17 protein-coding genes are annotated in these 25,376 nt (G+C 62.5%); 10 read left to right on the top strand and 7 right to left on the bottom strand.

The genetic code is table 11. From position 1 onward, the window contains the following. Nucleotides 1-30: 30 nt before the first annotated feature. Nucleotides 31-2,595, bottom strand: a complete 2,565-nt coding sequence (locus ACQKIK_RS01575; RefSeq protein ID WP_499134532.1) for an intermembrane phospholipid transport YdbH family protein — start codon at nucleotides 2,593-2,595, stop codon at nucleotides 31-33. A 559-nt stretch (nucleotides 2,596-3,154) separates the two neighbouring features. On the opposite strand from ACQKIK_RS01575, the gene ACQKIK_RS01570 reads away from it, so the two are divergent. Then, on the top strand, nucleotides 3,155-3,508 hold the full coding sequence (locus tag ACQKIK_RS01570; RefSeq protein WP_045431990.1) for a tetratricopeptide repeat protein: 354 nt from the start codon (nucleotides 3,155-3,157) through the stop codon (nucleotides 3,506-3,508). Between the two features lie 79 nt (nucleotides 3,509-3,587). After that, the gene (locus tag ACQKIK_RS01565; RefSeq protein ID WP_499134531.1) at nucleotides 3,588-5,060 is read left to right on the top strand and encodes a DNA recombination protein RmuC; all 1,473 of its coding nucleotides are present in this window, start codon (nucleotides 3,588-3,590) and stop codon (nucleotides 5,058-5,060) included. A 15-nt stretch (nucleotides 5,061-5,075) separates the two neighbouring features. Here the strand turns inward: ACQKIK_RS01565 and ACQKIK_RS01560 are convergent, their stop codons facing one another. Then, nucleotides 5,076-6,320, bottom strand: a complete 1,245-nt coding sequence (locus tag ACQKIK_RS01560; protein WP_241530713.1) for an MgtC/SapB family protein — start codon at nucleotides 6,318-6,320, stop codon at nucleotides 5,076-5,078. Between the two features lie 82 nt (nucleotides 6,321-6,402). Beyond that, nucleotides 6,403-9,873 carry a hybrid sensor histidine kinase/response regulator gene (locus tag ACQKIK_RS01555; RefSeq protein WP_046161893.1) on the bottom strand — a complete coding sequence of 1,157 codons (3,471 nt, stop codon included), beginning with the start codon at nucleotides 9,871-9,873 and terminating at the stop codon, nucleotides 6,403-6,405. Nucleotides 9,874-10,388: 515 nt separating this feature from the next. Between ACQKIK_RS01555 and ACQKIK_RS01550 the strand changes: the two genes are divergently transcribed. The 4 genes from ACQKIK_RS01550 (at nucleotide 10,389) to ACQKIK_RS01535 (ending at nucleotide 14,196) form a co-directional block, all read left to right on the top strand. Next, entirely contained in the window at nucleotides 10,389-10,955 is a 567-nt protein-coding gene (locus tag ACQKIK_RS01550; protein WP_499135165.1) for a GNAT family N-acetyltransferase, read from the top strand. A gap of 226 nt (nucleotides 10,956-11,181) precedes the next feature. Then, nucleotides 11,182-11,895: an AzlC family ABC transporter permease gene (locus ACQKIK_RS01545; RefSeq protein ID WP_064481992.1), complete on the top strand. Its 714-nt coding sequence runs from the start codon at nucleotides 11,182-11,184 to the stop codon at nucleotides 11,893-11,895. Further along, nucleotides 11,895-12,221 carry an AzlD domain-containing protein gene (locus tag ACQKIK_RS01540; protein ID WP_127838897.1) on the top strand — a complete coding sequence of 109 codons (327 nt, stop codon included), beginning with the start codon at nucleotides 11,895-11,897 and terminating at the stop codon, nucleotides 12,219-12,221. The genes ACQKIK_RS01545 and ACQKIK_RS01540 overlap by 1 nt, the downstream gene beginning before the upstream one ends. Nucleotides 12,222-12,318: 97 nt before the next feature. Then, nucleotides 12,319-14,196, top strand: coding sequence for an MFS transporter (locus ACQKIK_RS01535; RefSeq protein ID WP_045428635.1), 1,878 nt, complete (start codon nucleotides 12,319-12,321; stop codon nucleotides 14,194-14,196). 24 nt (nucleotides 14,197-14,220) lie between these two features. Here ACQKIK_RS01535 and ACQKIK_RS01530 read toward each other — a convergent pair whose 3' ends face one another. Both ACQKIK_RS01530 and ACQKIK_RS01525 read right to left on the bottom strand, forming a co-directional pair. Continuing rightward, on the bottom strand, nucleotides 14,221-15,144 hold the full coding sequence (locus ACQKIK_RS01530; protein WP_499134529.1) for a MalM family protein: 924 nt from the start codon (nucleotides 15,142-15,144) through the stop codon (nucleotides 14,221-14,223). A 156-nt stretch (nucleotides 15,145-15,300) separates the two neighbouring features. Beyond that, the gene (locus ACQKIK_RS01525; RefSeq protein WP_499134528.1) at nucleotides 15,301-16,590 is read right to left on the bottom strand and encodes a maltoporin; all 1,290 of its coding nucleotides are present in this window, start codon (nucleotides 16,588-16,590) and stop codon (nucleotides 15,301-15,303) included. Nucleotides 16,591-16,999: 409 nt separating this feature from the next. On the opposite strand from ACQKIK_RS01525, the gene ACQKIK_RS01520 reads away from it, so the two are divergent. Then, complete coding sequence (locus ACQKIK_RS01520; protein WP_499134527.1) at nucleotides 17,000-18,661, top strand: glucan 1,4-alpha-maltotetraohydrolase domain-containing protein; 1,662 nt, start codon at nucleotides 17,000-17,002, stop codon at nucleotides 18,659-18,661. Between the two features lie 66 nt (nucleotides 18,662-18,727). Here ACQKIK_RS01520 and ACQKIK_RS01515 read toward each other — a convergent pair whose 3' ends face one another. Further along, nucleotides 18,728-19,795, bottom strand: coding sequence for a protein kinase family protein (locus ACQKIK_RS01515; protein ID WP_499134525.1), 1,068 nt, complete (start codon nucleotides 19,793-19,795; stop codon nucleotides 18,728-18,730). Between the two features lie 94 nt (nucleotides 19,796-19,889). Between ACQKIK_RS01515 and ACQKIK_RS01510 the strand changes: the two genes are divergently transcribed. Continuing rightward, nucleotides 19,890-20,222: a thioredoxin family protein gene (locus tag ACQKIK_RS01510; RefSeq protein WP_127838903.1), complete on the top strand. Its 333-nt coding sequence runs from the start codon at nucleotides 19,890-19,892 to the stop codon at nucleotides 20,220-20,222. On the opposite strand, the gene ACQKIK_RS01505 is transcribed toward ACQKIK_RS01510, so the two are convergent. Then, a complete protein-coding gene (locus ACQKIK_RS01505) occupies nucleotides 20,212-22,287 on the bottom strand; it encodes an alpha-amylase (RefSeq protein WP_499134524.1) in 2,076 nt (691 codons plus the stop codon). The genes ACQKIK_RS01510 and ACQKIK_RS01505 overlap by 11 nt on opposite strands. A 259-nt stretch (nucleotides 22,288-22,546) precedes the next feature. Here ACQKIK_RS01505 and malE point away from each other — a divergent pair, with 259 nt between their 5' ends. Then, nucleotides 22,547-23,734, top strand: a complete 1,188-nt coding sequence (gene malE / locus ACQKIK_RS01500; RefSeq protein WP_499134523.1) for a maltose/maltodextrin ABC transporter substrate-binding protein MalE — start codon at nucleotides 22,547-22,549, stop codon at nucleotides 23,732-23,734. A gap of 67 nt (nucleotides 23,735-23,801) precedes the next feature. After that, nucleotides 23,802-25,367: a maltose ABC transporter permease MalF gene (malF, locus tag ACQKIK_RS01495; RefSeq protein ID WP_499134521.1), complete on the top strand. Its 1,566-nt coding sequence runs from the start codon at nucleotides 23,802-23,804 to the stop codon at nucleotides 25,365-25,367. Nucleotides 25,368-25,376 lie beyond the last annotated feature (9 nt).

Here is a 25,376-nt window from a genome sequence, read left to right as displayed (position 1 = left end):
TCTCCAGATCGAAGTCGCCGCTACATTGCCTCATCTGAGGCGCTCCTGCACGCGCCGTTGAATGGTTTCGCTGACACGATCAGACAATTGGAGGCTGGTTAGCAGGGCGGGAATGTCTTCCTCGAGGTTGATTGAAAAATTGATAGGGCGGCCGCCTTCCAGCGCGGGGTTGCGCCCGTGCAGCTTGAGGCCCAGATCGAGTGTGCCGTCGGCGGCATAGTGCACATCGCTGGCGAGCAGATCGTAGTGGAAGTCATCCAGCGCCTCGGTGACCAGGCGCATCGCCGGGTTGGCTTGGCCCAATGCCTGGATTTTCGGTGAACGGAATTGCAGCGCGCCGCCAGGTTCGCGTGCCTGCAGCGAGCCCTGTTCGATACTGATTCCGGCTTCACTGCGCTGCAGCTGCAGCTCGCCATCGATCACGCCTGTTCCGGATAGCCCTTCGGCGGGATAGGCTTCGAGCAATAACGGCAGTTGCAGCCCACGCAGGTGAGCTTTCAACTGCTGCGTGCCCGCCCCAAGGTCAGCCATACCCGGTTCCAGCCATAGCCGTCCGCCCAGCAGCCGCACCTCGGCGATACTCCAGGCCAGGCGGCCCTGATCGAGGTTGTCGAGCGGGCCTGCGTATTCACCGGCGAAGCGCAATGGGCCGAACGTGAAGCCCGGATTGGCCTCGCGCAGGGTCAGTTCCGTCACGTCCAACCGCAGCTGATCGCGCCGTAGCGCGGCCGAAATCTCTACGTCGAGCCCGCTCAATTCGGTGCGATCGTAAATGCCGCCGAGCCCCTTGGCGCTGAGCTTGGCCGACGCTGCGAGTGGGCCGCTGCCTGGCAGGTTGAGTTGCGCCTGCCCTTGCAGGCGTCCGTTATTCAGCTCCAGCAACGGCGGCCAGTCGGCGAAAGTCGCGGCCAGTGGGTTGCCGGCGCGCAGGAACAGCTCAGGCAGGGTGACGTTGAGGCGAGTCGCGCTGTTGGCCCAGGTGTGGCTCAGCGCCACCGGCAGGCTGAGGCCGCCATCGTTGCCCAGCGGGCCGTCGAGGGAGGCCTGCGATAGGTCCGCATTGAGCGTGCCGCTCCAGCGCCAGCCCTGCGGACGCAAGGCCGGCTGCTTTACTTCACTGGCCGCTACAGCGGGCTTGCCGGTGATCGCCAGGCGTCGAAGCTCACCCTCGGCAAAACCAGCCTCCACCTTGGCCCCCGCCAGCTGCAGCATCAGCTGGCTGACGGTCAGGCCTGACGCGGCTGACAGGCTATCTACTCGCAGCCTTGAGTTTTTGTCGAAGCGAATGGTGGCGTCCTGCTGCGAAACCCGCCCGCTCAGCCGCAGGTCTGCGTCGAGCCCCTGCAAGCTGAAGTCCGCCTCTGTCATCGTCGGGCTGCGCAGCTTGAGCTGGGTTTGGTCGAAGGTCGCCGCGTAGGGCGCAGCGGTTGCCAGTACGAGACGCGTATCCAGCGTCACAGGCGAGGGGCCGCTGGCAGACAGATGCACGCTCAAAGGCAGGGCCTGAGTCGCTTCGTCAGTCTCTGTCGGTATGATTTTGAGACTTACGGCACTGGGGCGCAGTTGTGCTGGCAATGCCGCGAACAGATCCGCGGCCGGCTGCAGGGCGACATCGCCGGCCAGCTCGGTTGGTATCCACAGGCCGTTATCGGCGAGAAGGCTCAAGTCCAGCTGACCCTGTAGCTGGCCAAGCCCGACCACGGGCCAGGGCGCCGGTAGATTTGCCGATAATCGCAGCTCGCCATTCAGTGCCTGCCAATCCCCCGCCAGGGTTTGCGTGTCAAGTTGCAGTGCCCAGCCGGCGCCGATCCGCATCTGCTCGGGTAATGTCGGCAACACCGGCGGCGTATAGGCCAGCCATTCATTCAACCAGGCCAACAGCCACGGTGCTTCCGGCAACTCGTTCATGGCCAATGTACCGCGCCAGAGCGTCGAACCGGTCTGGGCAGTCAGTTGGTTTTGCATGGTCAAGCGCTGCTGGCCGTCCAGGTGCAGACCGAAGTCCAGATGGGTGTCGCTGTCTTGTTCATACGCGTGCAGCGCCAAGGCCAGGCGATGCGGCTGGTGGTCCAACTGCAGGTCGAGGGTGGCGGGAAGCAGCTCCTCCCCGCCAAGCTGCCAGCCAAGTCGCCCCTGGGCCCGGCAGGTTCCGCTTGCACAGGGCACAGTCAAGTCCAGCGAAGCGATCTGTCCTCGTCGGGGCAGCCACGCCGACCAATCGTTCAGTTGCTCAGGATCGGGTAAAGAGAGGGGCTGGTTGTCGTCGTTGTTGCTGGCAGCGGGCCGCCATTGGGCGTCGAGGCGCTCGATGCTCAGTGACCGAAGCGGCAGCAGTCGCCAACCGTCTGCAAAGTCGAGGCGCAGATTGTCGAGTGTCACTGCGAGCCGTTCGTCGGCTGATGGCTGCCGGATGAGGACCATTTGCCGCACGGCAAAATGGTCGAGCGTCAGGCGCATTCCGCTCACGTCGAGCGTGACGATTCCGAGGTCGCGCTTGAGTTGCTGCCAGCGGAAGCCACCGTAAAACCCAAACCCCAGAACGAGCAGAGCCATGCCGGCAACCGCCCAGACGAGGATTGTCTGCCGCTTCGTCATGACCCGTTCCGCTGAAAATCGATGCGTAAGCATAGGCTGGTCGCTGCGCGCTTGCGACCGGCTTACGAAGCGAAGTCGTCGAGACCGAACTGGGAACGGAAAGTTCCTTGCCATGCCGCGAAACGCTGGAGGGACGCGCCCATGCAGGCGTTTTGAGAAGGTTGCGCCAAACTTGTGCACATTCGCTGTTGGGCCTTGTCAAGCGCTTATGACAATCTGTCGCAAATCAAGCGGAAGCTTATATCGGGAATAACATACTGAAAAATAAAGGTTTTTTACATTGGCGAAAAAACCGCCAGTTTAACTGCAACCCGCTAACCACAGGCGCTAGGGGAATTTGTAACCTGTTTGCCCACAGAGTTATCCACAGCTTCTGTGGATTAAATAATTGTGTGATCCAGATCGTGTATTTCGAATTTTTGCAAGACTTTAACTCTGTGAAAAAAGGAGTAGAGTGCGCGCCCTTGTCCCCCCGAACCATTCGGTGACCATGAGAACGCGTCCACTCGCCTCGAGCTCGCTCGAGAGCACTTCATCTTCTCCACGCCTGCCGATGCGCATGGCGTTGTGGCTGCTGGACAGCCAGCGTCTAGGACAGACCAAGAGTGTCAAACGCATCGCCGGTCGGATGCTCAAGCAGCCGGCACTCGAAGGTGTGGTTGAAGCGCAGAGCCGCCTGGGACGGTTGCTCTGCCACGACTGCGACAGCCAGCGTGATCGTCGCATCGGTTTCGAACTGCTGCGCCAGGCAGCACGGGCCGGCGACCGTCAGGCTCAGCTCGAGCTTGGTCAGCTGTACTGTCAGGTTCAGCACCGCGAGCTGTCCAAAGCACGCCACTGGCTCGAACAGGCGGCTGCACAAGGTTCGACCGAAGCCTCGCGGATCCTCTTGCTGCTTCCGGCCAAGCGCTAGATCCGGCGTCGCAGACGGGCCGGCCTGACCTGCACGGGCTGGCTGGCTATACTGCCGCGCAGTTCAGCCGGAGCCGTTCATGCCCCTCGATCCTCTCTATCTTGCAGCCGGCCTCGGTGCCCTCTGTTTATTGCTCGCCATTGTTACGTGGTCGCTGCAACGGCGCTTGACCCTGCAGCAGGCGGAGCTGTCGTTGCTCGACGAGCGGCTGAGCCAGGCGGTCATGGCGCAGGAAGGCCTCGGCGCGCAACTGGAAACCAGTCGCCAGGAGCAGGCCGATCTTCATGAAGCCCGCGCAGCGCTTCAGTCCGAAGCCGCTGTCTTGCGACGAGAAACCGAATGGCTGCAGGCCCAACGGTTGGAAAGCCGAGAAGCGCTCGACGATCTGCAGGCCGAGCGCGATGCGCAGCAAGCAGAGCTGCGCGCACTGAGCGCCGCTCACGCTGCGGTCACAGCCGAGCTGAACGAACAGCAGAAAACCCATGAGCAGCGTCTGGAAGATCTCCAGGGCGCCCGCGATGAGCTGCGTGCGCAGTTTGCCGAGCTGGCAGGCAAGATCTTCGAAGAGCGCGAGCAGCGTTTTGCCGAGACCAGTCACGAGCGTCTTGGCCAGCTGCTTGATCCGCTTAAGGAACGCATCCAGTCGTTCGAGAAGCGCGTCGAGGAGAGCTACCAGAACGAGGCGCGCGAGCGTTTTTCTCTGGCCAAGGAGCTTGAACGACTGCAACAGCTCAACCAGCGCCTCGGCGACGAAGCAACCAACCTGACCCGCGCCCTGCAGGGGCAGAAGACCCAAGGTAACTGGGGCGAGCTGATCCTCGAGCGGGTGCTCGAGCATGCCGGGCTTGAAAAGGGCCGCGAATACCACACCCAGGTCAGTCTCAAGAGCGCCGATGGCGAGCGCTTCCAGCCTGACGTGTTGATCCAGCTGCCCGGCGACAAGCAAGTGGTGGTGGACGCCAAGGTCAGCCTCACCGCCTACCAGGCACTGATCTGCGCCGAAGACGAGGGCAGCCGCGCGCTAGCCCTCAAGCAGCACGTCCTGTCGTTGCGTAATCACCTGAAAGGCTTGTCACTCAAGGACTACCAGCGCCTCGAAGGGCTGCAGAGCCTGGATTTCGTCCTGCTTTTCGTGCCCATCGAAGCGGCGTTCGCAGCGGCGCTACAAGCCGACCCCGAGCTGTTTCAGGATGCCTACAGCAAGCACATTGTGATCGTCAGCCCGACCACCCTGCTGGCGACGCTAAGGGTGATCGACAGCCTCTGGCGCCAAGAGCGGCAAAGCCAGAATGCTCGTGAGATCGCCGAGCGTGCAGGGGGGCTGTACGACAAATTTGCCGCGTTCATCCAGGATCTGGACGAGATCGGCAGTCGTCTGCAGCAACTGGACAAGGCCTATCTCGGCGCGCGTAACAAACTCACCGATGGTCGCGGCAATCTGGTAAGCCGCGCCGAACAGCTCAAACTGTTGGGCGCGCGGGCGAGTAAGCGGCTGCCGGCCGATTGGCTCGAGCGTGCCGGGGCCGAGCTGCCGCTAGAAGCTGAGGAGTAGCGCGCGCATTTAGCGTCACAGCAGCCACAGCACCGCCAGCCCGGCCAGCAGGCCGCTGAACATGAACGGTAGGGTCAGCATCGCCAGAGCGCGGCCGCCAATAAAGACGATCAGGCCTCCTTTGACCAGACTGTTGCTCAGCGCCGCGAGAAAGATGCCACGCACCGCGACCTGTTCAGCCAGATCGGTCCGGGCGCTGTTGGCCAGCGACAGGGTGATTGCATCCACATCGGTCAGCCCGGACAGCAGGGCAATCAGATAGACCCCCGCGTCGCCCAGTCCCCTTTGCGCGGCTTCGACAAGGAACAGGATGAGTACGAGCAGGCCGGCAAAACGCAGCGCCGGACCCAGTTCGAACGGGTTCTTCAACGGTGGCTCGGCGGCGTTGTCGGGCTGCTGACCGGCGCGCAAGTAGTAGAACAAGGCGCCGGCGGCGTAGATCAGGCCGGCCGTCAGCATTGGCGCGAGCAAGGCCGGCAGCAACGTCCTATTGATCACCCCAACTTCCAGCAGTACCCGCGGGAACATCAGCGCCGAGGTTGCCAGCAGGCCCGCGGCCAGAGCGTGGCGCATTTTCCCCGAGTCCAGGCGGGCGAGGGTGATGGTCATCGCCGTAGAGGAAACGATGCCGCCCAGCAGTGCGGTGATCATCAATCCGTGGCGGGTGCCCAGCAGACGGATGGCGACATAGGCAGCAAAGCCGATACCGGCAATCAGCACCACCATCCACCAGGTGGTATAGGGGTTGAACGCCTGCCAGGGCCCATACCCCTGGTTCGGCAGTGCGGGCAGCAGCACCACGGAAATGAACAACAGCTTTAGCACGCCGCTCAGTTCCGCTTCGTTTAGCTTGTGCAGCGCACCGTGCAGTCGCGCTTTCAGGCTCAACAGCAATGCCACCACGACCGCCACAGCGGCGGCCAGCAAGCGACTTTCGGCCACGGCCAGGCTGCCAAGCAGGAAGGTCAGCAGCAGCGCCATCTCGGTGGTCATGCCACGATCGGTATTGGTGCGGGACTCGATCACGTAGCCGGCGATCGTCAGCAGGGCCAGCACGACGAACATCGCGATCCAGGCGGGCGTACCGAAATGACTGGCGCTCAACGCAGCCAGGCCGCCGAACAGCCCGGCAAGGCCGAAGGTGCGGATGCCGGCCATCTCCTGGCCGTCTCTGTCACCGCCGCTCCAGCTGCGTTCTGTACCGATCAGTAGGCCCACGCCGAGAGCGGTTGCCAGGTTCAACAATAATTCGAGGGTCATGGGCAAAGGCCGTCGGCAACTTCTAATGAGTCCAGTCTAGCCGTCTCGCTGCGGCCGCGGTTTGCGTTGACGCAACGCAACGTCAATGCAGCGGAACGTGGCGGCTCATCAGTGCGCGCAACGCTGCCGGCTTGACCGGTTTGGCGAGAAAGTCCAGCCCCGCCGCATGGATCGCCGCGATCAGCTCCGGACGTCCGTCTGCACTTATCACCACTCCGGGCACCGGCTCGCCGAGGCGGGTGCGCAGCCAGGCCATCAGCTCCGAGCCGGTCTCACCGTGATCCAGGTGGTAGTCGACCAGCACCAGTTGTGGGCGCACGTCCTCACGCAGCAGTGCCTCGCATTCGGCCCGGTTACTGGCCGTCCAGACCTGGCAACCCCAGCGCGACAACAGGCTGTTCATGCCCACCAGAATGCTGTCTTCGTTGTCGATGCACAGCACCTGGATGCCGGTCAGAGCGGTTTGCTGCGCTTCGCCATTGCCATTGCTGGTGACCTGTCGGAGCACCTGGCTGGCGATCGGTACCGTCACGCTGAATACACTTCCTTTGCCGGGCCAGGAGCGCACCGCCAGCGGATGGTTGAGGACCTGACAGAAGCCGTCCGCTATCGCCAGCCCCAGTCCCAGGCCTTTCTCGGCGCGGGTCTGATGGCTGTCCAGCCGTTTGAACTCTTCGAAGATCACTCGCAGCTTGTCTTCGGCGATGCCTGGGCCGTGGTCCCAGACTTCGAGACGCAAGGAGGAGCCCTGACGACGCACTCCTAGCACCACGCGACCTTTGGCGTAGCGGAAGGCATTGGTGAGGAAGTTCTGCAGCACCCGGCGCAGCAGGCGGATGTCGCTGTCGACCCGCAGTCGGCTGCCATGCACCCTGAAATCGACGCCTTGCTCGGCGGCGAGCATGGTGAACTCCGTGGTCAGCGTGTCGAACAGGGTCGCAAGCGGGAAGGGGTTGCGGTCGGGGGTGATGCGACCATTTTCCAGGCGCGAGATATCGAGCAGGTCGGAGATCAGGTCTTCGGCCGAGCGCAAAGAGCTGTCCAGATGCCGAACCAGATCCCGCGCTTCCGCTGGCAGCGCATCGTGTTGGTGTGACAGGGCGGCGGAAAACAGTCGCGCCGCATTCAGTGGCTGCATCAGGTCATGGCTGACCGCGGCAAGGAAACGCGTCTTCGATTGGCTGGCTGCCTCGGCCGCGCTCTTGGCGGCCGTCAGCGCCTTGTTCAGTTTGGACAATTCGTGGGTGCGCTCGCTGACGCGCTGTTCGAGGCCTTCGTTGGCATCCTTGAGGGCGCGTTCGGCGTCGCGGTAGGCGGTGATGTCACTGAAACTCATGACGAAGCCGCCGCCCGGCATGGGGTTACCGATCAGTTCGACCACCCGGCCGTTAGGGAAGGTGCGCTCCGAGGTGTGCGCGCGCCCCTGGCGCATCCAGTACAGCCGCTTGGCTACGTGGGTGTCCGGGTCGCCAGGGCCGCAAAGCCCGCGCTCGGCGTTGTAGCGGATGATGTCGGCGATGGGCCGGCCAATGTAGACCAGCCCGTCCGGGTACTCGAACATTTCCAAGTAGCGGTGGTTCCACGCCACCAGCCGTAGCGACTGGTCGACCACGCTGATGCCCTGGGTGATGTTCTCGATCGCGCCCTGCAGCAGCGCGCGGTTGAACTGCAGCACTTCCGATGCTTCACCGACAATGCGCACCACATCATCGACCTGCATGTCGCGACCTTCCAGCGCGGCCTTGACCACGGCGCGAGTGGACGAGGCGCCCAGCACACCGGCCAACAATCGCTCGGTATGGGCGATCCATTGACCGTCGGCCTGCTGTCGGGGTGAGTAATCATGGCCGTGGCGCCGGGCAAAGCGCTGGAAGCTGAGTTCGGCGCGCTCGGCGCCGACGAAACGTGAGGCCAGCAGGAGCAGATCCTCGACCTGCACGGCCAGCAGCCGGCGGCTGCTGGCCGTGGGGTGGATTTCCTGTCCGATGAACCGGCTGGCCTGCCAGTGTTCGGCGACACGTGTCTGCGACAGGATTGACACCCAGAAAAACAGCGTCGCGTTGCCCACCAGCGACAGGGTGACGCCAAGTGTCAACGCGCTGGTATTGAATGGCAGATCGGTTGTGTACATCCACTGCAGGCCAGGAAACATTTCCAGCGGCCAGCCGAGCAGCGGCAGAATCAGCGTGTACAGCCAGATCAGTCCGCCTGCGGTGAGGCCAGCAAACACACCGCGGCGGTTAGCCTGCTTCCAATACAGCGCGCCGACCATGGCCGGGGCCAACTGCGTGAGCGCGGCAAAGGCGATCTGGCCAATGGTCGCCAGGCTCGCGCTGGAGCCCAGCAGGCGATAGCTGACATAGGCCAGCAGCAGGATCGCGACGATGCTGATCCGGCGCACCGAGAGCATCCAGTGGCGGAACACTTCGAAAGGTTGCTCGGCTTCCTTGCGACGCAACAACCAGGGCAGCAGCATGTCGTTGGACACCATGGTCGACAGCGCCACGCTGGCCACGATTACCATGCCGGTCGCGGCCGACGCGCCGCCAATGAACGCCAGCAGCGCCAGGGCAGGATGGGACTCGGCCAGTGGCAGGCTGATCACGAAGGAGTCCGGGCTGACGCCGCTGGGTAACAGCAGCTGGCCAGCCAGGGCGATCGGGATGACGAACACGGCGGCCAGTACCAGGTACAACGGGAACACCCAGCGGGCCAGGCGAAAATCGTGCGGCTCGATGTTTTCCACCACCGTCACGTGGAACTGGCGTGGCAGGCAAACGATGGCCATCAGCGCCACGGTGGTCTGCACCATCATGGCTGGCCAGTTCACCGTTTCCTGCCAGAACTCCGAGAGTTCGGGGGCGTCGTGGGCCCGGTTGAACAGGTCGCCAAACCCATCAAACAGACCAAAGGTGACGAAGGCACCGATCGCGAGGAAGGCAAACAGTTTGACCAACGACTCGAAAGCGATGGCCAGGACCATGCCGCGGTGGTGCTCGGTCACGTCCAGGTTTCGGGTGCCGAACAGAATGGTGAACAGCGCCAGCACCATCGATACGATCAGCGCCGTGTCCTGCGCACCGGAGCCGGCCGCGGCCTCGCCCTCGTTGCCCACCAGCAGGTTCACGCCGAGGACGATGCCCTTGAGCTGCAGCGCAATGTAGGGCAGCACGCCGACGAGGCAGATGAGTGTCACCACCACCGCCAGCGGTTGCGATTTGCCATAGCGCGCGGCGATGAAGTCCGCAATCGAAGTGATATTTTCCTGCTTGCTGATCATGATCATCTTCTGGATGACCTGCGGCGCCAGCAGCATCAGCAGAATCGGACCAAGGTAGATCGGCAAGAAGGCCCAGAGTTGTTCAGCCGCCTGGCCGACCGCGCCGAAGAAGGTCCAGCTGGTGCAGTAGACCGCCAGCGACAGGCTATAAACCCAGGCACGAACCCGCGGCGACAACTGGCTGCGGTTGCGATCCCCGTAGAAGGCAATGGCAAACAGCACGGCCATATAAGTGAGGGCGACCAGCGCGATCAGCCCACCGGACAACGACATGCGAACTCCAGAAACACATAAGTAAAGCGGGCTCCAGCCTGGCCATTTCCACAGAGTGGCCGAGTCATGCAGGCCGGCAGCGGTCACGTTCGCCGGTAGGTGGCCTGATTATGGTGGATGCGCGTCAGGCGCAGCCGATAAGAGGGGCGTACCGGGAGAGTGCTTGGGCTGCTCAAACTCAGCAGGTTTCGGATGGCTGGAAGCTGTCGCTCATTGATAGTTGATTGGGTAAAGTTTCGCAGTAAAACGGGGCGACGTGTTGCGGTTGCGACCATGGTCGCATGAGCCGCGCCGCACGACTGGATCAGGCGAAAAGCACTGCGCTAGACGATCTGCATGACGAAGCTGACGATTCGCAGGGCCGGCGCTGGATGTGTGCCGTTGATCCGATGCGAGCGGGCTCAGTCCCGTTTGGCCGCACCGCGCTGGTTGTCATGGCCGAAGGCAACTACTGTCGCCCCTGCAATCAAAACATTCCTCATTCCTCATTCCTTATACGCTTGGAGAAACGCCTGATGTTCATGCCGCGTCCGGTCACCCTGCAGCGCGGAGCCCTGCGCCTGGAGCCGCTTGTGGAGGCCGATATTCCTGCCCTTGTCGACCTGGCGACGCTCAACCGTGACGAATTGATCTACCTGAACGGGCCGTTGCGCCCGGATTGGTATCGACAGGCGCTTGCCGACCAGCATGACGGCCGCGCTGTAGTCTTCACCTTGCGCGTGGCTGAGCGCATCGTGGGCACGACCCGCTTCGCTGACTTCAACCCGGCGTTGCCAGCCGCCGAACTCGGCTGGACCTGGCTGGATAAAACCGAACATGGCAGCGGCCTCAACGCCTCGATCAAATACCTGCTGCTCAGGTATGCATTCGAGGACTGGCAGCTTGTGCGCCTGCAATTGAAAACTGCCGCAAGCAACCTGCGCTCGCAGCGTGCCATCGAAAAGCTCGGTGCACAGCGCGAAGGGCGCTTGCGTAACCACCGGCGACTCGCCGATGGCCGCCTGGATGACACCGTGCTGTACAGCATCACCGACCGCGAATGGTCGGCCGTCAAGCGCTTGCTCGAGCCCGCCACGCGCTGAAACCGCCTGAGCCGGTCGGGCCCGGGTCGGCCTTTGATTTCGGCCTGGGCAACCAAAACCCAATATGCCGGCCATCGCCCTCGGGGCTCGACTTGGGGTAATGTTGGGTCCCTTCAGGAACGCTGCGTCAGCGTTCATCAGCTTGTCTTCAACCTTTCCCTATGCTCCGGCCAAGACGGCGGTGCGTAGCTCATCATCGTTTGCGGTGCATATCTAAGGAGCCCCGATGTCCCGCTCGCAAGAGTTCTTGCATGGCTGCCGCGATATCCTGCCGCTTATCGTCGGCGCCATTCCCTTTGGCATCATTTTCGGAACGCTGGCTATTGGTGCAGGGTTGTCTAGCTGGCAGGCCATGGGTATGTCCGCACTGGTGTTCGCCGGCTCGGCGCAATTCATCGCCATTACCTTGATTACCGGTGGCGTGGGTGCAGCGGTGGTTTTACTCACGACCTTCGTGGTCAACCTGCGGCATGCGCTTTATAGCGCTTCGATGCAGCCTTTCGTCCGGCATTTACCGAGCCGCTGGCGCGTGCCACTGGCGTTCTGGCTGACCGATGAAGCCTTTGCCGTCATCCAGCATCGTTATGCTCGCGATGATGCTTCACCTTACAAACACTGGTTCTTCCTCGGCGCTGGCCTGACCATGTACCTGAGCTGGCAGCTGGCGACGCTCGCCGGTATCGCCTTTGGCCAGGCAGTGCCCAACGTTGCCAGCTGGGGCCTGGACTTCGCCATGATTGCCACCTTTATCGGCATTGCCGTACCCATGATGCGCACCCGCCCGCAGGTGGCATCAGCGCTGGTGGCAGCGGGCGTCGCGCTGCTGACTTGGGAGCTGCCCTACAAGCTCGGCCTGATCGCCGCAGCGCTGGCCGGCATTGTCGTTGGCGTCTGGCTCGAGCGACGGGCCGAGCGCCAGCTTCAAGCGGAGGCGTGCTGATGCAGATCTGGTTGCTGATCCTGGGAATGCTGGCGATCACCTTTCTGACTCGATACAGCTTCTTCGCCTGGCCCAACCTGCGCTTTCCTCGCCTGGTGGAGCAGGGGCTGCATTACGTACCCGTCGCGGTGCTGACCGCCATCGTAGTGCCAGGGATGTTGATGCCAGCCGGCGAATGGGCGCTGGACTGGCACAACGCCTACCTGCTGGCGGGTGTGCTGTCGATCCTGATTGCGGCCTTGACCCGAAACCTGCTGGCGACCATCGCGGGCGGGTTGCTGTTCTTTTTTCTGTTGCGCTGGGCGTTCGGGCAGTTACCCCTGTGACGGGCTGCCCAGTCCGCGATACGGGCATGGCAGTGCTGTGCCTTTACCGGACCCTTAAGACTCAAATAGCCGACGTCTTATCCATGGAAGCGGATCGATGACCAAGCCTCACTCGCAATTCACCTTGTTCGGCAAGCGGCGCTTCCTGCCGTTCTTTCTGACGCAACTATCGGGCGCTTTCAACGACAACCTGTTCAAGCAGTCGCTGATTCTGGCGATCCTCTACAAGATCGGCTCGAACGCCGACACTAGTTTGCTGATCAATCTGTGCGCGCTGCTGTTCATCCTGCCGTTCTTTCTGTTCTCGGCGCTGGGCGGCCAGCTGGGCGAGAAGTACGCCAAGGAGCGGCTGATCCGGGCGATCAAAGCTGGCGAGATTTTCATCATGCTCGGCGGTGCGGCCGGTTTGTTGTTGGGCAACCTGCCGTTGCTGCTGACCGTGCTGTTCTGCATGGGGACTCAGTCCGCGCTGTTCGGGCCGGTCAAATACTCGGTGCTGCCGAAGCTGCTTGAGAACCACGAACTGGTCGGCGGCAACGCGCTGGTGGAGATGGGCACCTTTTTGGCCATCCTCGCCGGCACCATCACCGCTGGCGTGATGATGGCCAGCGAAGGCTACGCTCAACTGGTCGCTGGCAGCGTCGTACTGGTGGCGGTCGCCGGTTACCTCGCCAGTCGAGCAGTGCCTGCGACCGGTGCGTCCTTGCCGTCGCTTGAGATGGACTGGAATCTGTTTCGTCAGACCGGCGCGATCCTGCGGATGGGGCTGGGGCAGCGCCTCTCGGTGTCGCGCTCGCTGATTGGCAACTCGTGGTTCTGGTTTCTTGGCGCGACGTACCTGACCCAGATCCCGGCCTATTCGAAGGATCTGCTGCATGGCGACGAAACTGTCGTCACGCTGATCCTGACGGTCTTCTCGGTCGGCATCGCTCTCGGCTCGCTGCTCTGCGAGCGGCTATCCGGCCACAAGGTGGAGATCGGGCTGGTGCCGTTCGGCTCCTTTGGTCTGACGCTGTTCGGCTTGCTGCTGTGGTGGTGGTCGGGCGGCTTTCCGCAGGCTGCGATGCCTCACGACTGGCTGGCGTTGCTGAGCATCGGTCAGGCCTGGTGGGTTCTTGCCTCGGTGCTTGGCATCGGTGTGTTCGGCGGCTTCTATATCGTGCCGCTGTACGCGTTGATCCAGGCGCGCACGCCGGAGCATGAGCGGGCGAGGGTGGTGGCCGCAAACAACATCCTCAATGCGCTGTTGATGGTCGCGTCGGCGCTGGTCGCCATCCTGCTGTTGAGTGTCGCGGAGCTGTCGATTCCGCAGCTGTTTCTCGTGGTGTCGTTGATGAACGTGGCGGTCAGCGCCTACATCTTCAGCATCGTGCCGGAATTCAGCATGCGCTTTCTGGTGTGGCTGCTCGGCCACTCCATGTACCGGGTTCGCCATCAGGGACTGGACGCGATTCCCGAGGAGGGTCCGGCAGTGCTGGTCTGCAACCACGTGTCCTATGTCGATGCGCTGCTGATCGCTGGAGCGGTGCGCCGCCCCGTACGCTTTGTCATGTACTACAAGATCTTCCGCATTCCGGTATTGAACTTCATCTTTCGCACGGCGGGCGCGGTGCCCATCGCTGCGCGTCATGAAGACGAGGCGATCTATACCGAGGCGTTCGAGCGCGTCAGCCACTACCTCAGCAATGGCGAAGTGGTGTGCATCTTTCCCGAAGGCAAACTCACCACCGACGGCGAGATCAACGAGTTCAAGGCGGGAGTCGAGCGCATCCTCGAGGCGAACCCGGTGCCCGTGGTGCCGATGGCGCTGCGTGGGCTGTGGGGTAGTTTTTTCAGTCGCGATCCAGACAAGGGCTTCTTCCGACGGATCTGGTCGCAGGTGGACCTGATCGCCAGTTCGCCTGTCGCCGCGAGCGAAGCCAGCCGTCAGCAGTTACAGGCGCAGGTCAATCTGTTACGCGGCGACCGGCGCTGAGCGCAGGTCGCCGTGGCGTGTGGTCTATTTGATCTCGATGCGTTCCAGCAGATAGGCCTTGGCGCTGGCATCGCCGACCCGCGCAGCCTCGTCGGCCAGGCGCAGCGCGCGCTCCAGATCCTTGCTCGCCAGCGCTGCGTCGATGCCCTGTCGGTAGTACGCCTGCGTTTCCGGCAGAACTGCCGGTGCGGGCACTGACGGTAAATCGTTACCCATTTCGCGGCCGATGCTATAGGAAGGCACATAAGTATTAGCCTGCTGGCCGGCGACCTTGTCCTCGATCAGCACCATCTTTACGACGCCGGTAGGTGAATGCTGCGCAACCGGGTCGGGCAGGCTCGGTGGCTCATTACCCAGCGCCCTGGCGTAGGCCTTGGCCGGGTGCTCAAGCGCCGTTTGGGCGTCTAGCTGGGCGCCGTCTGCATACAGCACCAGGTAGTACTCGTTGCCCGGGTTGTCCAGGTAGGTGCGATCGATGCGCAGCCGGGCGTCCAGGCTGTCGCCTTTAAGGCCGGAAGCGGGGGCATAGGTGAAGTCATCCGCATCCAGAATGCGGGTGGGCCGCAAGCGGCTGTCGAGCAGCATCACGCTGGGGGCCAAAACGCTCTTACCGGCTTGGCTGTAGAGACGGATCTCGAAGGACTTGCTGTCTTTGGGCAATGCAAAGGCGCGAAAAAAGCTCTTGCCACTGTCAAAGCGATACGCCGGCGCCGAGGCGTCGAGCGTCACGTTCCCGTTGAAGCTCGTGGGAAGTGGCTGGAAGGGAAAATCAGCGATCGTGTCGCAGCAGATCGATGCATTGGCCAGCGCCTGACGGGCAGTGCTCGCAGGCTGTTCCAGCGGCGCGGGTGTATGGGTCAGCGCGTCCACTCGGCGCAGGGGTTCGCTACCGCATCCGGCAGCCAGCGTAATGGCGAAGCCAAGCAGGGAAGTTCTCAGATAGCTCATAAGGGCAACTCCAGTCGCCAATCGAAAAAAGACCCCGACCAGCCACGGTCGGGGTAAAACACCGCCAAAACGGTGGGAGCGGAACATGCAGTGCATGCCGATAGCAGCGGGCGATACGGAAGGAGAACACCGCTACGCCTCGCGCACCTCAGGCGATTACCACCAGGCTTCGGCCTGGACGCCAAAGGTCAGACCGTCGTCTTCACCCGCGTCGATGGATTCGCTAGCGGCCTGATAGCGGCCGCCGTCCCACTGGGCATAGGTGGCAAACACGCGAATCTGCGGACGTGCCCAGAAGCTGCGGCCAGCTGACCACTGCTGGGCGAGGGTGAGTTTTTTCAGGTCGCGGCTGCGCTCGCCATCGGCCTGCGGGTCGATTCGGTCATAGCCGAATTCCAGCGCGGTGCTCATGACGTCGGTCCACTTGTAGACGGGGCGTACACCGAAGGAGAGCCATTGCTGGCCGGACTCATTGTCGAAGTCGCGGTCTTCATAAATCTGGACGTACATCATCTCGATGTCATCGGTGATGCCGACCACGCCCTGGTTGACCAGGCGCAGCATGTCGCCGTCGCTGTTGCCGGTGTTGTTGCGGCCGCTGGTGGCGATGATGCCGTCGGTGCCGTATTGAACGGCGAGCTTGTTGTAGCCACCGAACCACGCCGCCTGGGTGTGTTCGAGCGTAATCATGTGACCTTTCTGGTCCTGGTAGCCGTCGTCACGTTCCTGGAAATCGGTCAGGTTGGCCTTGCCGTAGTCGTAACCGATCTCCAGCTTGCCGTTGGGGTTGACGTCGATCTCGCCGATGCGGAAGTCCAGGGTGTCGTTGGCCAGGTTGGTGCCGGTGCCCGAGCCCTGATAAGTCCACTCACCGTCGGTATTGCGCATCCAGGCGATGCTGGCCTTGCCGAAGCCCAGATCAATGTCTTCGATGCCGGCGCCGGGGCCGGATACGTCCCAGTAGTAGTAGTCGTTGATGTGCACGTCGTGGCGCTTGTAATAGCGCTTGCCTGCCCAGATGTCGGCGCCCGGCAGACTCTCGATGAGGTTGTGGCCGACCACGTTGAACTGGCGGATCGCGACGTCGCCGCTCTCGTCGAAGGGGTTATTGGCATCGCCATTGGTGTCGGTGCGGGTCGCTTCCCAGTCATTCGCCTGCCGCGAGTTGTAGGCAATCATGGTGTCGACGTAGAAGCTCTGTTCGCCTTCCTTCCATACCTCCTGGCCGAGACCAATCTCGGCATAGGTCTCGCACTCGTTGCCCAGGCGGTACTTGGCGGGTGCGCCGGCTGCCTGAAAGCAAGCCTGGTCGCCACCGCCAACGGTGGTGCCGACGCCTGAGCGCAAATAGCCGTGAAAGTCCACCGCATGCGAGGGCATCGCCGCTATGAGGGCTGTGCAAAGCAGGGTCGGTTGCAGAAGACGTACGGATTGTTGGGGGTTCATCGCGAAGTCCTTTGTTTTTGTTGTTGGTCTGTGCGGCCGGCGAGCTGCGGCCGGCTGGTCCACGGCAGCTGTCGGTGTTTGCCACTGCCCGGGTTGCTGCGCCGAATTGGGCTGGTGGCGACCGAAAGCCTGCGGATCGGCGACATTCGCGACATCCTCCCGACCGATCTTTTTTGAGGCGGAGCGGTGGGGCGTAGCGGGGGAGGAGGGAGACGAGCACGCGCAGCAGTGCCCATTACGCCTGGCCACTAAGCCCGGGAAAAACCGTGGGGGGAGGTATGGTCAGCGCAATCACCGGCGCAGGCTGGACCGGCCAATGAGGTTCGCATTGGCCGTTGCATCCGGTTTCCGGGGTTGCCGGTAATCGCTGTCGGGTGCTCACAACAACTACAAAACTGGGGCTACTTCGATGAACTATTCCTTGCTTCCCACCCGTCTGGCCTTGGCGGCCACCTCCTTGCTGCTGACACTGGGTAGCGCTCATGCCGCTGATCTCGCTGGCAAGAGCCCGGCCGGGGTTCGTTACCACGGTGGTGACGAAATCATCCTTCAAGGGTTCCACTGGAACGTAGTCCGGGAGTCTCCCAACAACTGGTACAACACTCTGCGCGACATGGCGCCAACCATTGCAGCTGATGGCTTCAGCGCGATTTGGATGCCAGTGCCGTGGCGCGATTTTTCCAGCTGGAGCGATGGTGCCAACTCCGGCGGTGGCGAGGGCTACTTCTGGCATGACTTCAACAAGAATGGCCGCTACGGCAGCGATGCTCAGCTCAAGCAGGCGGCTGCTGCACTTAACGGTGCGCAGGTGACGGTGCTCTACGACGCGGTTCCCAACCACATGAATCGCGGTTACCCGAACAAGGAAATCAACCTGCCGGCTGGCCAGGGCTTCTGGCGCAACGATTGTTCCGATCCCGGCAACTACCCCAATGATTGCGACGATGGCGACCGTTTCGTCGGTGGCGATGCCGACCTGAATACTTCCAACCCGCAGGTATACGGGATGTTCCGCGACGAGTTCGCCAATCTGCGCAGCAATTACGGCGCCGGTGGCTTGCGTTTCGACTTCGTGCGCGGGTATGCCGCTGAGCGGGTGGACGCCTGGATGACCGCGGCGCACGACAATGCGTTCTGCGTGGGCGAACTGTGGAAGGCACCGGGCGAATACCCGAGCTGGGACTGGCGCAACACGGCCAGCTGGCAGCAGGTGATCAAGGATTGGTCGGATCGCGCCAAGTGCCCGGTATTCGACTTCGCACTCAAGGAGCGTATGCAGAACGGCACCATCGCCGACTGGAAGAACGGCCTCAACGGCAACCCCGATCCGCGCTGGCGTGAAGTGGCGGTAACCTTCGTCGATAACCACGACACCGGTTATTCGCCTGGGCAGAACGGCGGGCAGCACCACTGGGCGCTGCGTGACGAGCTGGTACGCCAGGCCTACGCCTATATCCTCACGAGTCCGGGCACGCCGGTTGTGTACTGGTCGCACATGTACGACTGGGGGCAGGCGCCGCTGATCCGTCAACTGATCAAGATCCGTCGTGCTGCGGGCGTTCGGGCTGATTCGGCGATTGAGTTCCACGGCGGCTATTCCGGTCTGGTAGCAACCGTTCGCGGCACGACACAGACACTCGTGATCGCCCTGGGCTCGAACCTGAACGATCCATCCCTGGTCAGCAGCGGCACCTTCAGTCCAGCGCTGAACGAGGACAGCGGTCAGCTGAAAATCTGGACGACCGGTGGTGGGGTCGGTGGCGGTAATGGCGGCCTGGTTAGCGTCAATTTCCGCTGCGAGAACGGCATAACCCAGCCGGGTGACAGCATCTATGCCGTCGGTAACCTGGCTCAGCTTGGTAACTGGGCACCGGCCAGCGCGGTGCGCCTCACGGACGTCAGCACCTATCCCGTCTGGAAGGGCAGCATCAGCCTGCCCGCGCAACAAGCGGTCGAGTGGAAATGCATCGTGCGCAGCGATGCCATCCAGACTCAGGTGAAAAGCTGGCAGCCGGGTGCCAATAACCGGGTGACCAGTGCCGAAGGCGCAACAACCGTAGGGCGTTTATAACGCTTACCTGCCGGGCCCGCTCGGGCCCGGCTTCCTATTCGGTTTTCCATGCCGGCGGCAGTTTGACTAGGCGATCTGCCAGCGCTCGGCCAGCTGTCGTGCCCGCCGCAGCTCCTCTACCAGCTGTCGTTGTGGCTCGACGGGTAGCAATCGCTGCAGGTCGCCATGCCGCTCGCGCGTGGTGCGCTCCAGCCAGCCAATGCGCGCAAGAGTCGAGGCGGTGCAGGTCTGGCCGCTGAGGTCATCGTGCAGATCGAGCCAATGCGAACGCCAGGCTTCCTTCAGGTACAGCGCTTCGAGATCACCGCGCATCGCGTGCTTCCATTCACCAATGATGCCGGCCAACCAGTCGAGTACTGTCGAACTGGCGCCGCGCGTCTCAAGCTCCATGTGCAGCTGCCCATATGCCTCCAGGGCAATGCGTTTCTCCAGCGCAAACGCGGCCAGCGCGAGCGATTCCTCGCGTTGCTCCAGTGTTAAAAGATGTGCGAAGTATTGGCGCGTCTCGAATCGCTCGGCGGCGTGAAATTGAGGCATTTCGGTGCCGTTGCTGTTGAACTGACGCAGTGGGTCAAAGCGGTACATATAGCCGAAGTCGAACAGCCGCACGTGGCCGTCATCCAGTGTATTGCCGGGACATAGATCCCATTCGAACAGCCCGCCGAGCAACAGCGCCACCAGCATCTCGAACAGCTGCGTCAGCTGTCGCTCGTTCCAGACCGCGATAGGTTCGCCCTCAATCCAGGGCGAAAGCAGTACGCCTTGGCGAAAGCTGCCATAACAGGTGTCGACGATGCCGACCAGCCGCTCGCCGAGAATCGGGTCGCGCTTGAGCTCGTGTAAGTCTGCACGGCGTTGCACCTCATTGAGAAAGGACGTCTGGCCATCAGTGTTCTGCACCAGGCACCTCTCGCGGGCGCGTTTGAGCGTCCAGCTCCGGCCCTGCGCCTCGATCCGGTAGACATGCGCTGTGAGCCCGCCGGAGATTACGCGGCTGACGTAGTCTTCGCTGCCATCGGTGATCGCCAGAGTTGCCAGCGGTAGCGGACAATCGTCCGGGTGCCCGACTTCCAGTTCGGCATTGCTGGCAATGAAAGCCAGCTGCGCTTGCTGGCGCGTGTTCAAGGTGTTCATGGCGAGGTCTCCGCACAGGGTGCGCTATGGATGAGATTGCATGGATCGGTCGCGGCGTGTCGGGGTCGATAGGAGAACAGACGTGGAGGTGAACATGGCCGATGTGTACAAGACTGAAACCATCACGCGCGCCGAGGTCGACTCGCTCGACGGGGTAACGGTGCTCGACTTCGGCACCAACTGGTGCGGACATTGCCGCTCTGCCGAGCCGCACATCGAGCGGGCACTGGCCGAGTATCCGCAGATCAACCACATCAAGGTCGAGGACGGTCCGGGACGCCCACTTGGGCGCAGGTATCGCGTCAAGCTCTGGCCAACCCTGATCTTCGTGCGTCTCGGTCAGGAGCTGGCCCGAGTGGTGCGGCCGACCGACGCCAAGGTGGTCGGCGATGCCGCTGCCCATGCCACCAACCCGCTCAGCGATTGACCAGAGCCCCCGACTGCACCACGACGACCTTGTCGATGCCCTGTACCCGCGAGAACGCATAGGGCTGATCTGAAAGCTGTTGGTGCCGGCCGGCGCCAATGGCTGGATGCCGTGCGCGGAACTGACCGATTCGTTGCCAGTGATCAATTAGCGCAGCGATCTCGGGTTTGGTGTGCTCGCTCCAGTTCATATCGGACCGTGTGCCCTGGTAAGGGTCGGAGCCGGTGGGGCCGAAAGCGCGGGCGCTCTCGTCGCCGTAGTAGATCTGCACGGCGCCGGGGCTCAGCAGAAGCGCGCTGGCAAGGCCGCGTTGGCGCTCCAGGTCGTGCTGCGCGCTGAACAGCGAGGTGTCATGGGATGAGGCATAGCTCATGAAGTTATGGCCGGGATTGTCCGCCAGCAGGCTGGCGTAATGCCCGTAGCTCTTGTCGGCCCGGACCAGGCAATCGCTGGCAGCTCCGGCGACCTCCTGCTGGAAGGCAAAGTTGATCAGCGCATCGAAGCCGTTGCTCTGGTAATCGCTGATTTCCGGCCCGTGGCCAAAGACTTCGCCCACCATCCAGAACGGCTCGCCCGCGAGCGGATCGTCTGGATTGGCTTCAGACCAATCGCGCCGGGCCTGGTCCGCCTGCTGGCGCAGCTGCGCCCACGCGGTCGGCTCGACGTGCATGACAGTGTCGGCGCGAAAACCGTCGACGCCGAATTCGCGCACCCAAGTCGTCAGCCACTCGTTGAGGTAATCGCGCACGCGGTAACCGTCGCGTTCGACGGCGCGGGTGGGTTGCTTGTGACGAAGAAATTCAGGCAGGCGAACTGGTGTTTCTGATTCGGTGCGAAAGTCAGGCAAGAACGCCAGCGACCCTTTGAGCGGGTCCACCAGAACGCTCGGTGGCACCGGGTAGTCGGCAATACCGGCGCGCACCCAGTCCTTGCCCCACCAGCGAGACCAGGCCGGGTGATCGTAATCGACCAAATTGTGGTAGGCGTGCAGGTGCTCGTAGGGCTCCGGCTGCCAGGCGGTCCAGCGTTCGGGCAGGTATTGCGCCATCCCGTCTCGCAGGCCACCAAAGCCAAACTGCTGCATGTCCGCCAGGGTGGAGTAGCCAGCGTGGTTGAGCACGACGTCGAACAACACGCGGATGCCGCGGGCATGTGCCTCCCTGATCAGCTCGCGCAGGTCGGCTTCGGTGCCCATGTTGGCGTCCAGCTGGGTGTAATCCAATGCGTAATAGCCGTGGTAGGCGTAATGGCGAAAGTCGCCTTTATCACCGCCACCGACCCAGCCGTGTATCTGTTCATAGGGTGCGCTGATCCACAGCGCGTCCACGCCCAGCTTGGCCAGGTAATCGAGCTTGCTGGTCAGCCCTTTGAGATCGCCGCCATGGAAGGTGCCGATTTCCTGAGCGCCGTCGGGCTCTCGGCCATAGCTGCGGTCGTTGTTCGGGTCGCCATTGGCGAAGCGGTCGGTCAGGGCGAAATAGACGGTCGCGTTGCGCCAGTCTCGCGCTGGTACCGGGCGCGCGTCGGCAGCTTCGATCAGCAGTAAGCCGGTGCTGCCGGGTGCCGGAGTCAGTTCGACCTTGCCGTCCTTCACGATGGTCGTGTTGCCGCTGTAAGCGTCGCGCAATCGCTGGCCATCCTCGAATACGCCAGCGACGGGAACCTGTACGGCTTCGCCATTCCATGGCTGGCAGGCTTGCTCGACCGGCTCCTGCGATTGGCGACTGGGCAACAACCGCAGGTTGGCGTCGTCGCCCGTCTGCACCAGCAGGCGGTAGCGCCCCGGTTTCACTACATCGAAATCGAAGCGATCGCCAGCGCTCAGCGCGTGGCGTTGAAACGGCTTGAGCGGCTTCTGTTCGGCCTCGCCAGTACCCAGTTCTAGGGTGCCTTTGGTTAGCTCCAGCTCCGCCGCGAAGCGATCCTGGGCTAGCGTTTCCCAGGCTGGCTGCAGAGGCTGACCGTTCAGTCTGATAGGGACTTGCGGTTCCGCTTGTATAACGGGTGCGAGCAGTCCGAAACAAAGGGCTAGGATAGATGGACTAAGGGGCGGCAGAGGGCGCATGTCCGGCTCCGGCTTGGCGGGGAAGAGGCGGTATTCAAGCCTGTTTTCGTCGGCCCGTGCAGGCTGAGAAAGGGCGATTCGAGGGCTCTGCGGGTGCAGTGCGAATGCAAAACTACGCCCTGCTTCTACGCCCCTCATCCTCCCTTCGGGGAGGATGTCTTCGCCCACTGGCGGGGCGAGTATGGATGCACTGCGAGACCGTCAGACGGCACGCAGAACGTTGTGGATCAAAAATAAGAAGCCACGAGGAAATACCTACATGAATAAAAAGCTGTTTGCAGCGGCCGCGATCGGTCTCTCCGCAACTCTGAGCCTGCCGCTGTCTGTCCAGGCCGCCATCGAAGAAGGCAAGCTGGTCGTCTGGATCAATGGCGACAAAGGCCATAAGGGACTGGCCGAGGTAGGCAAGAAGTTCACTGAAGAAACCGGCATTCCCGTCGAAGTGGCACACCCCGATGCAGCTACGGACAAATTCCAGCAGGCCGCCGCCACCGGCAATGGCCCGGACATCTTCATCTGGGCGCACGATCGCCTCGGTGAGTGGGCCCAGAGCGGCCTGATCACCCCCGTCACACCCAGCGCCGAGACCAAGCAGGAAGTCGCTGACTTCGCCTGGGATGCCGTCAGCTACAACGGCAAGCTGTGGGGCTATCCAATGGCGGTCGAAGCGCCTGCGCTGATCTACAACAAAGCCCTGGTGTCGACCCCGCCGAAGACCTTCGAAGAAGTCCTGGCGATGAACAAGGAGCTCGCCGCCGACGGCAAGCGCGCAATCCTCTGGGACTACAACAACACCTATTTCACCTGGGCCTTGCTGGCCGCCAACGGCGGTTATGCCTTCGAAGATACCGGCTCGGGCTATGACGTCAGCAAGACCGGCGTCAATAACGAGGGCGCCAAGCAGGGCGCTGCCGTTCTCAAGCGTTTGATCGACGAGGGCGTGATGCCCAAGGGCGCCGACTACAGCGCCGCAGAGGCCGCCTTCAATAAAGGCGATACGGCGATGTTCATCAGCGGCCCCTGGGCCTGGTCGAACATCAAGAAGAGCGGCATCGACTTTGGCGTGGCGCCGATCCCGGCAGTCGGCGACAGTCCAAGCAAGCCGTTCTCCGGCGTGATGGCTGCAACACTCAACGCAGCCAGCCCGAATCAGGCACTGGCGGTCGAGTTTCTCGAGAACTACCTGCTCGAGGTGGATGGCCTGAAGGCCGTGAATGCTGACGTACCGCTCGGTGCGGTGGTGAACAAGGAATACATGGCCGAGCTGTCGGAAGACCCGATGATCAAGGCCACCTTCGAAAGCGCCCAGCAGGGCCGTCCGATGCCGAACATTCCGCAGATGGGCGTGTTCTGGTCGGCCATGGAGCCTGCCCTGACGAACATCACCTCCGGTCGCCAAACTGTGGATGCCGCCCTGGATGACGCCGCCAAACGCATCGTCAAATAACGACAACCCACAGCCGCAGTTGGAGACGCCTGCGTCTTCGGCTGCGCGCCCTGAGGCCCAGATTCCGATGTCCGCCGTGAATGTTCCTGCCGAAATGCCCGGCCGCGCCGTGCCGAAACTGTCGATACCCAAGCTGCCAGCTGCGATGCGTTGGGGCCTTTGGCTGCTGTGCAACGCCTTTGCCCTGTACCTGATCATCGCACTCTATGCGCAGGGGCAAACCGTGTTCGCTCTGCTCGGGCTGGTGGTCGCCGGAATCGCCAGTTTCGTGTTCATCAACCGCCGTGCCTACGCCCACCGCTACATATTCCCGGCGGTAGCGGGGATGCTGGTGTTCGTGATCTTCCCGCTGCTCTACACCGTTGGCATCGGCTTCACCAATTACAGCGGCACCAACCTGCTGAGCTTCGAGCAGGCGCAGCGTTACCACCTCAATCAGACCTACCTTGCAGGCGAACGCTTCGGCTTCAGCCTGCACCAGAACGATGCCGGTGAGATGCGCCTGCGGGTTGACCGTGGCGAGCAGGGCGTCTGGGTTTCCGCTCCGCTGGCAGGTGAGCCGGTTGAGGGCGAGCCGCTTGGCATGAGCCGGGAGGCTGAGGTCGAAAACCTGGGTGCGGCCTTGCCGTTGCGTGATGTGATCCGCCAGCGCAAGCAACTGGAACAGTGGGTCATGCGCGGTCATGAAGGTCAGCTGCTGCGCCTTTATGGGCTGCGTGAAGTCGCCGCGGTGGAGCCGCTGTACCGGTTGCGCGACGACGGCTCGCTGGTCAACAACCAGACCGGTGAACGCCTTACGCCCAACGATGAGATCGGCTTCTACGTCGATGCCGAAGGGCTGCAGGTCGCGCCGGGTTACACGGTCTATGCCGGCTGGAGCAATTTCGCCAAGGTGCTGACCGATCCGAAGATTCGCGGCCCGTTTCTGCAGATCTTCGTCTGGACGGTGTGCTTCGCCGCGCTGACGGTGGTCTTCACCCTCGCGGTCGGCCTGGTGCTGGCCAGTCTGCTGCAGTGGGAGATGGTTCGCGGCAAGGCGTTCTACCGGCTGATGCTGATTCTCCCGTACGCGGTGCCGGCGTTTATCTCGATCCTCGTGTTCAAAGGCCTGTTCAACCAGAGCTTCGGTGAGATCAACCTGATGCTCGACAGCCTGTTCGGGGTGCGGCCGGACTGGTTCAGTGACCCGACCCTGGCGCGCAGCATGATCCTGATGGTCAACACCTGGCTCGGTTATCCCTACATGTTGTTGCTGTGCATGGGGCTGCTGCAGGCGATTCCGCGCGACCTCTATGAGGCATCGGCAATGGACGGCGCGACGCCACTCGACAACCTGTTGAAGATCACGCTGCCGCTGCTGATCAAGCCACTGGCGCCGCTGCTGATCGCAAGCTTCGCCTTCAACTTCAACAACTTTGTGCTGATCACGCTGCTGACCCGTGGCGGCCCCGACATCCTCGGCACCACAACCCCGGCGGGCACCACCGATCTGCTGGTCAGTTACACCTACCGCATCGCCTTCCAGGATTCGGGGCAGAACTTTGCCCTGGCCGCCGCCATCGCCACGCTGATCTTCATCGTCGTCGGCGCCATGGCCTGGCTGAACCTGAAGCTTTCCAAGGTCAAGGTCTGAGGATTACGC

The sequence above is a fragment of the Pseudomonas sp. NPDC047961 genome, assembly GCF_050272435.1.
In the GTDB taxonomy this organism is placed as follows: Bacteria; Pseudomonadota; Gammaproteobacteria; order Pseudomonadales; family Pseudomonadaceae; genus Stutzerimonas.
The sequence above is the reverse complement of the archived record's forward strand: the minus strand, read 5'-3'. Positions and strand labels throughout refer to the sequence as shown.

Excerpts from the sequence above, each read along its gene's own strand:
- ACQKIK_RS01560 (WP_241530713.1), bottom strand. The coding sequence starts at position 6,320 with ATGACCCTCGAATTATTGTTGAACCTGGCAACCGCTCTCGGCGTGGGC.
- ACQKIK_RS01555 (WP_046161893.1), bottom strand. The coding sequence starts at position 9,873 with ATGTCGTTGTCCGGTGGGCTGATCGCGCTGGTCGCCCTCACTTATATG.
- ACQKIK_RS01550 (WP_499135165.1), top strand. The coding sequence starts at position 10,389 with ATGTTCATGCCGCGTCCGGTCACCCTGCAGCGCGGAGCCCTGCGCCTG.
- ACQKIK_RS01545 (WP_064481992.1), top strand. The coding sequence starts at position 11,182 with ATGTCCCGCTCGCAAGAGTTCTTGCATGGCTGCCGCGATATCCTGCCG.
- ACQKIK_RS01540 (WP_127838897.1), top strand. The coding sequence starts at position 11,895 with ATGCAGATCTGGTTGCTGATCCTGGGAATGCTGGCGATCACCTTTCTG.
- malF (WP_499134521.1), top strand. The coding sequence starts at position 23,802 with ATGTCCGCCGTGAATGTTCCTGCCGAAATGCCCGGCCGCGCCGTGCCG.
- ACQKIK_RS01510 (WP_127838903.1), top strand. The coding sequence starts at position 19,890 with ATGGCCGATGTGTACAAGACTGAAACCATCACGCGCGCCGAGGTCGAC.
- ACQKIK_RS01565 (WP_499134531.1), top strand. The coding sequence starts at position 3,588 with ATGCCCCTCGATCCTCTCTATCTTGCAGCCGGCCTCGGTGCCCTCTGT.
- ACQKIK_RS01535 (WP_045428635.1), top strand. The coding sequence starts at position 12,319 with ATGACCAAGCCTCACTCGCAATTCACCTTGTTCGGCAAGCGGCGCTTC.
- ACQKIK_RS01505 (WP_499134524.1), bottom strand. The coding sequence starts at position 22,287 with ATGCGCCCTCTGCCGCCCCTTAGTCCATCTATCCTAGCCCTTTGTTTC.
- ACQKIK_RS01530 (WP_499134529.1), bottom strand. The coding sequence starts at position 15,144 with ATGAGCTATCTGAGAACTTCCCTGCTTGGCTTCGCCATTACGCTGGCT.
- ACQKIK_RS01515 (WP_499134525.1), bottom strand. The coding sequence starts at position 19,795 with ATGAACACCTTGAACACGCGCCAGCAAGCGCAGCTGGCTTTCATTGCC.
- ACQKIK_RS01525 (WP_499134528.1), bottom strand. The coding sequence starts at position 16,590 with ATGAACCCCCAACAATCCGTACGTCTTCTGCAACCGACCCTGCTTTGC.
- ACQKIK_RS01570 (WP_045431990.1), top strand. The coding sequence starts at position 3,155 with ATGGCGTTGTGGCTGCTGGACAGCCAGCGTCTAGGACAGACCAAGAGT.
- malE (WP_499134523.1), top strand. The coding sequence starts at position 22,547 with ATGAATAAAAAGCTGTTTGCAGCGGCCGCGATCGGTCTCTCCGCAACT.
- ACQKIK_RS01520 (WP_499134527.1), top strand. The coding sequence starts at position 17,000 with ATGAACTATTCCTTGCTTCCCACCCGTCTGGCCTTGGCGGCCACCTCC.
- ACQKIK_RS01575 (WP_499134532.1), bottom strand. The coding sequence starts at position 2,595 with ATGACGAAGCGGCAGACAATCCTCGTCTGGGCGGTTGCCGGCATGGCT.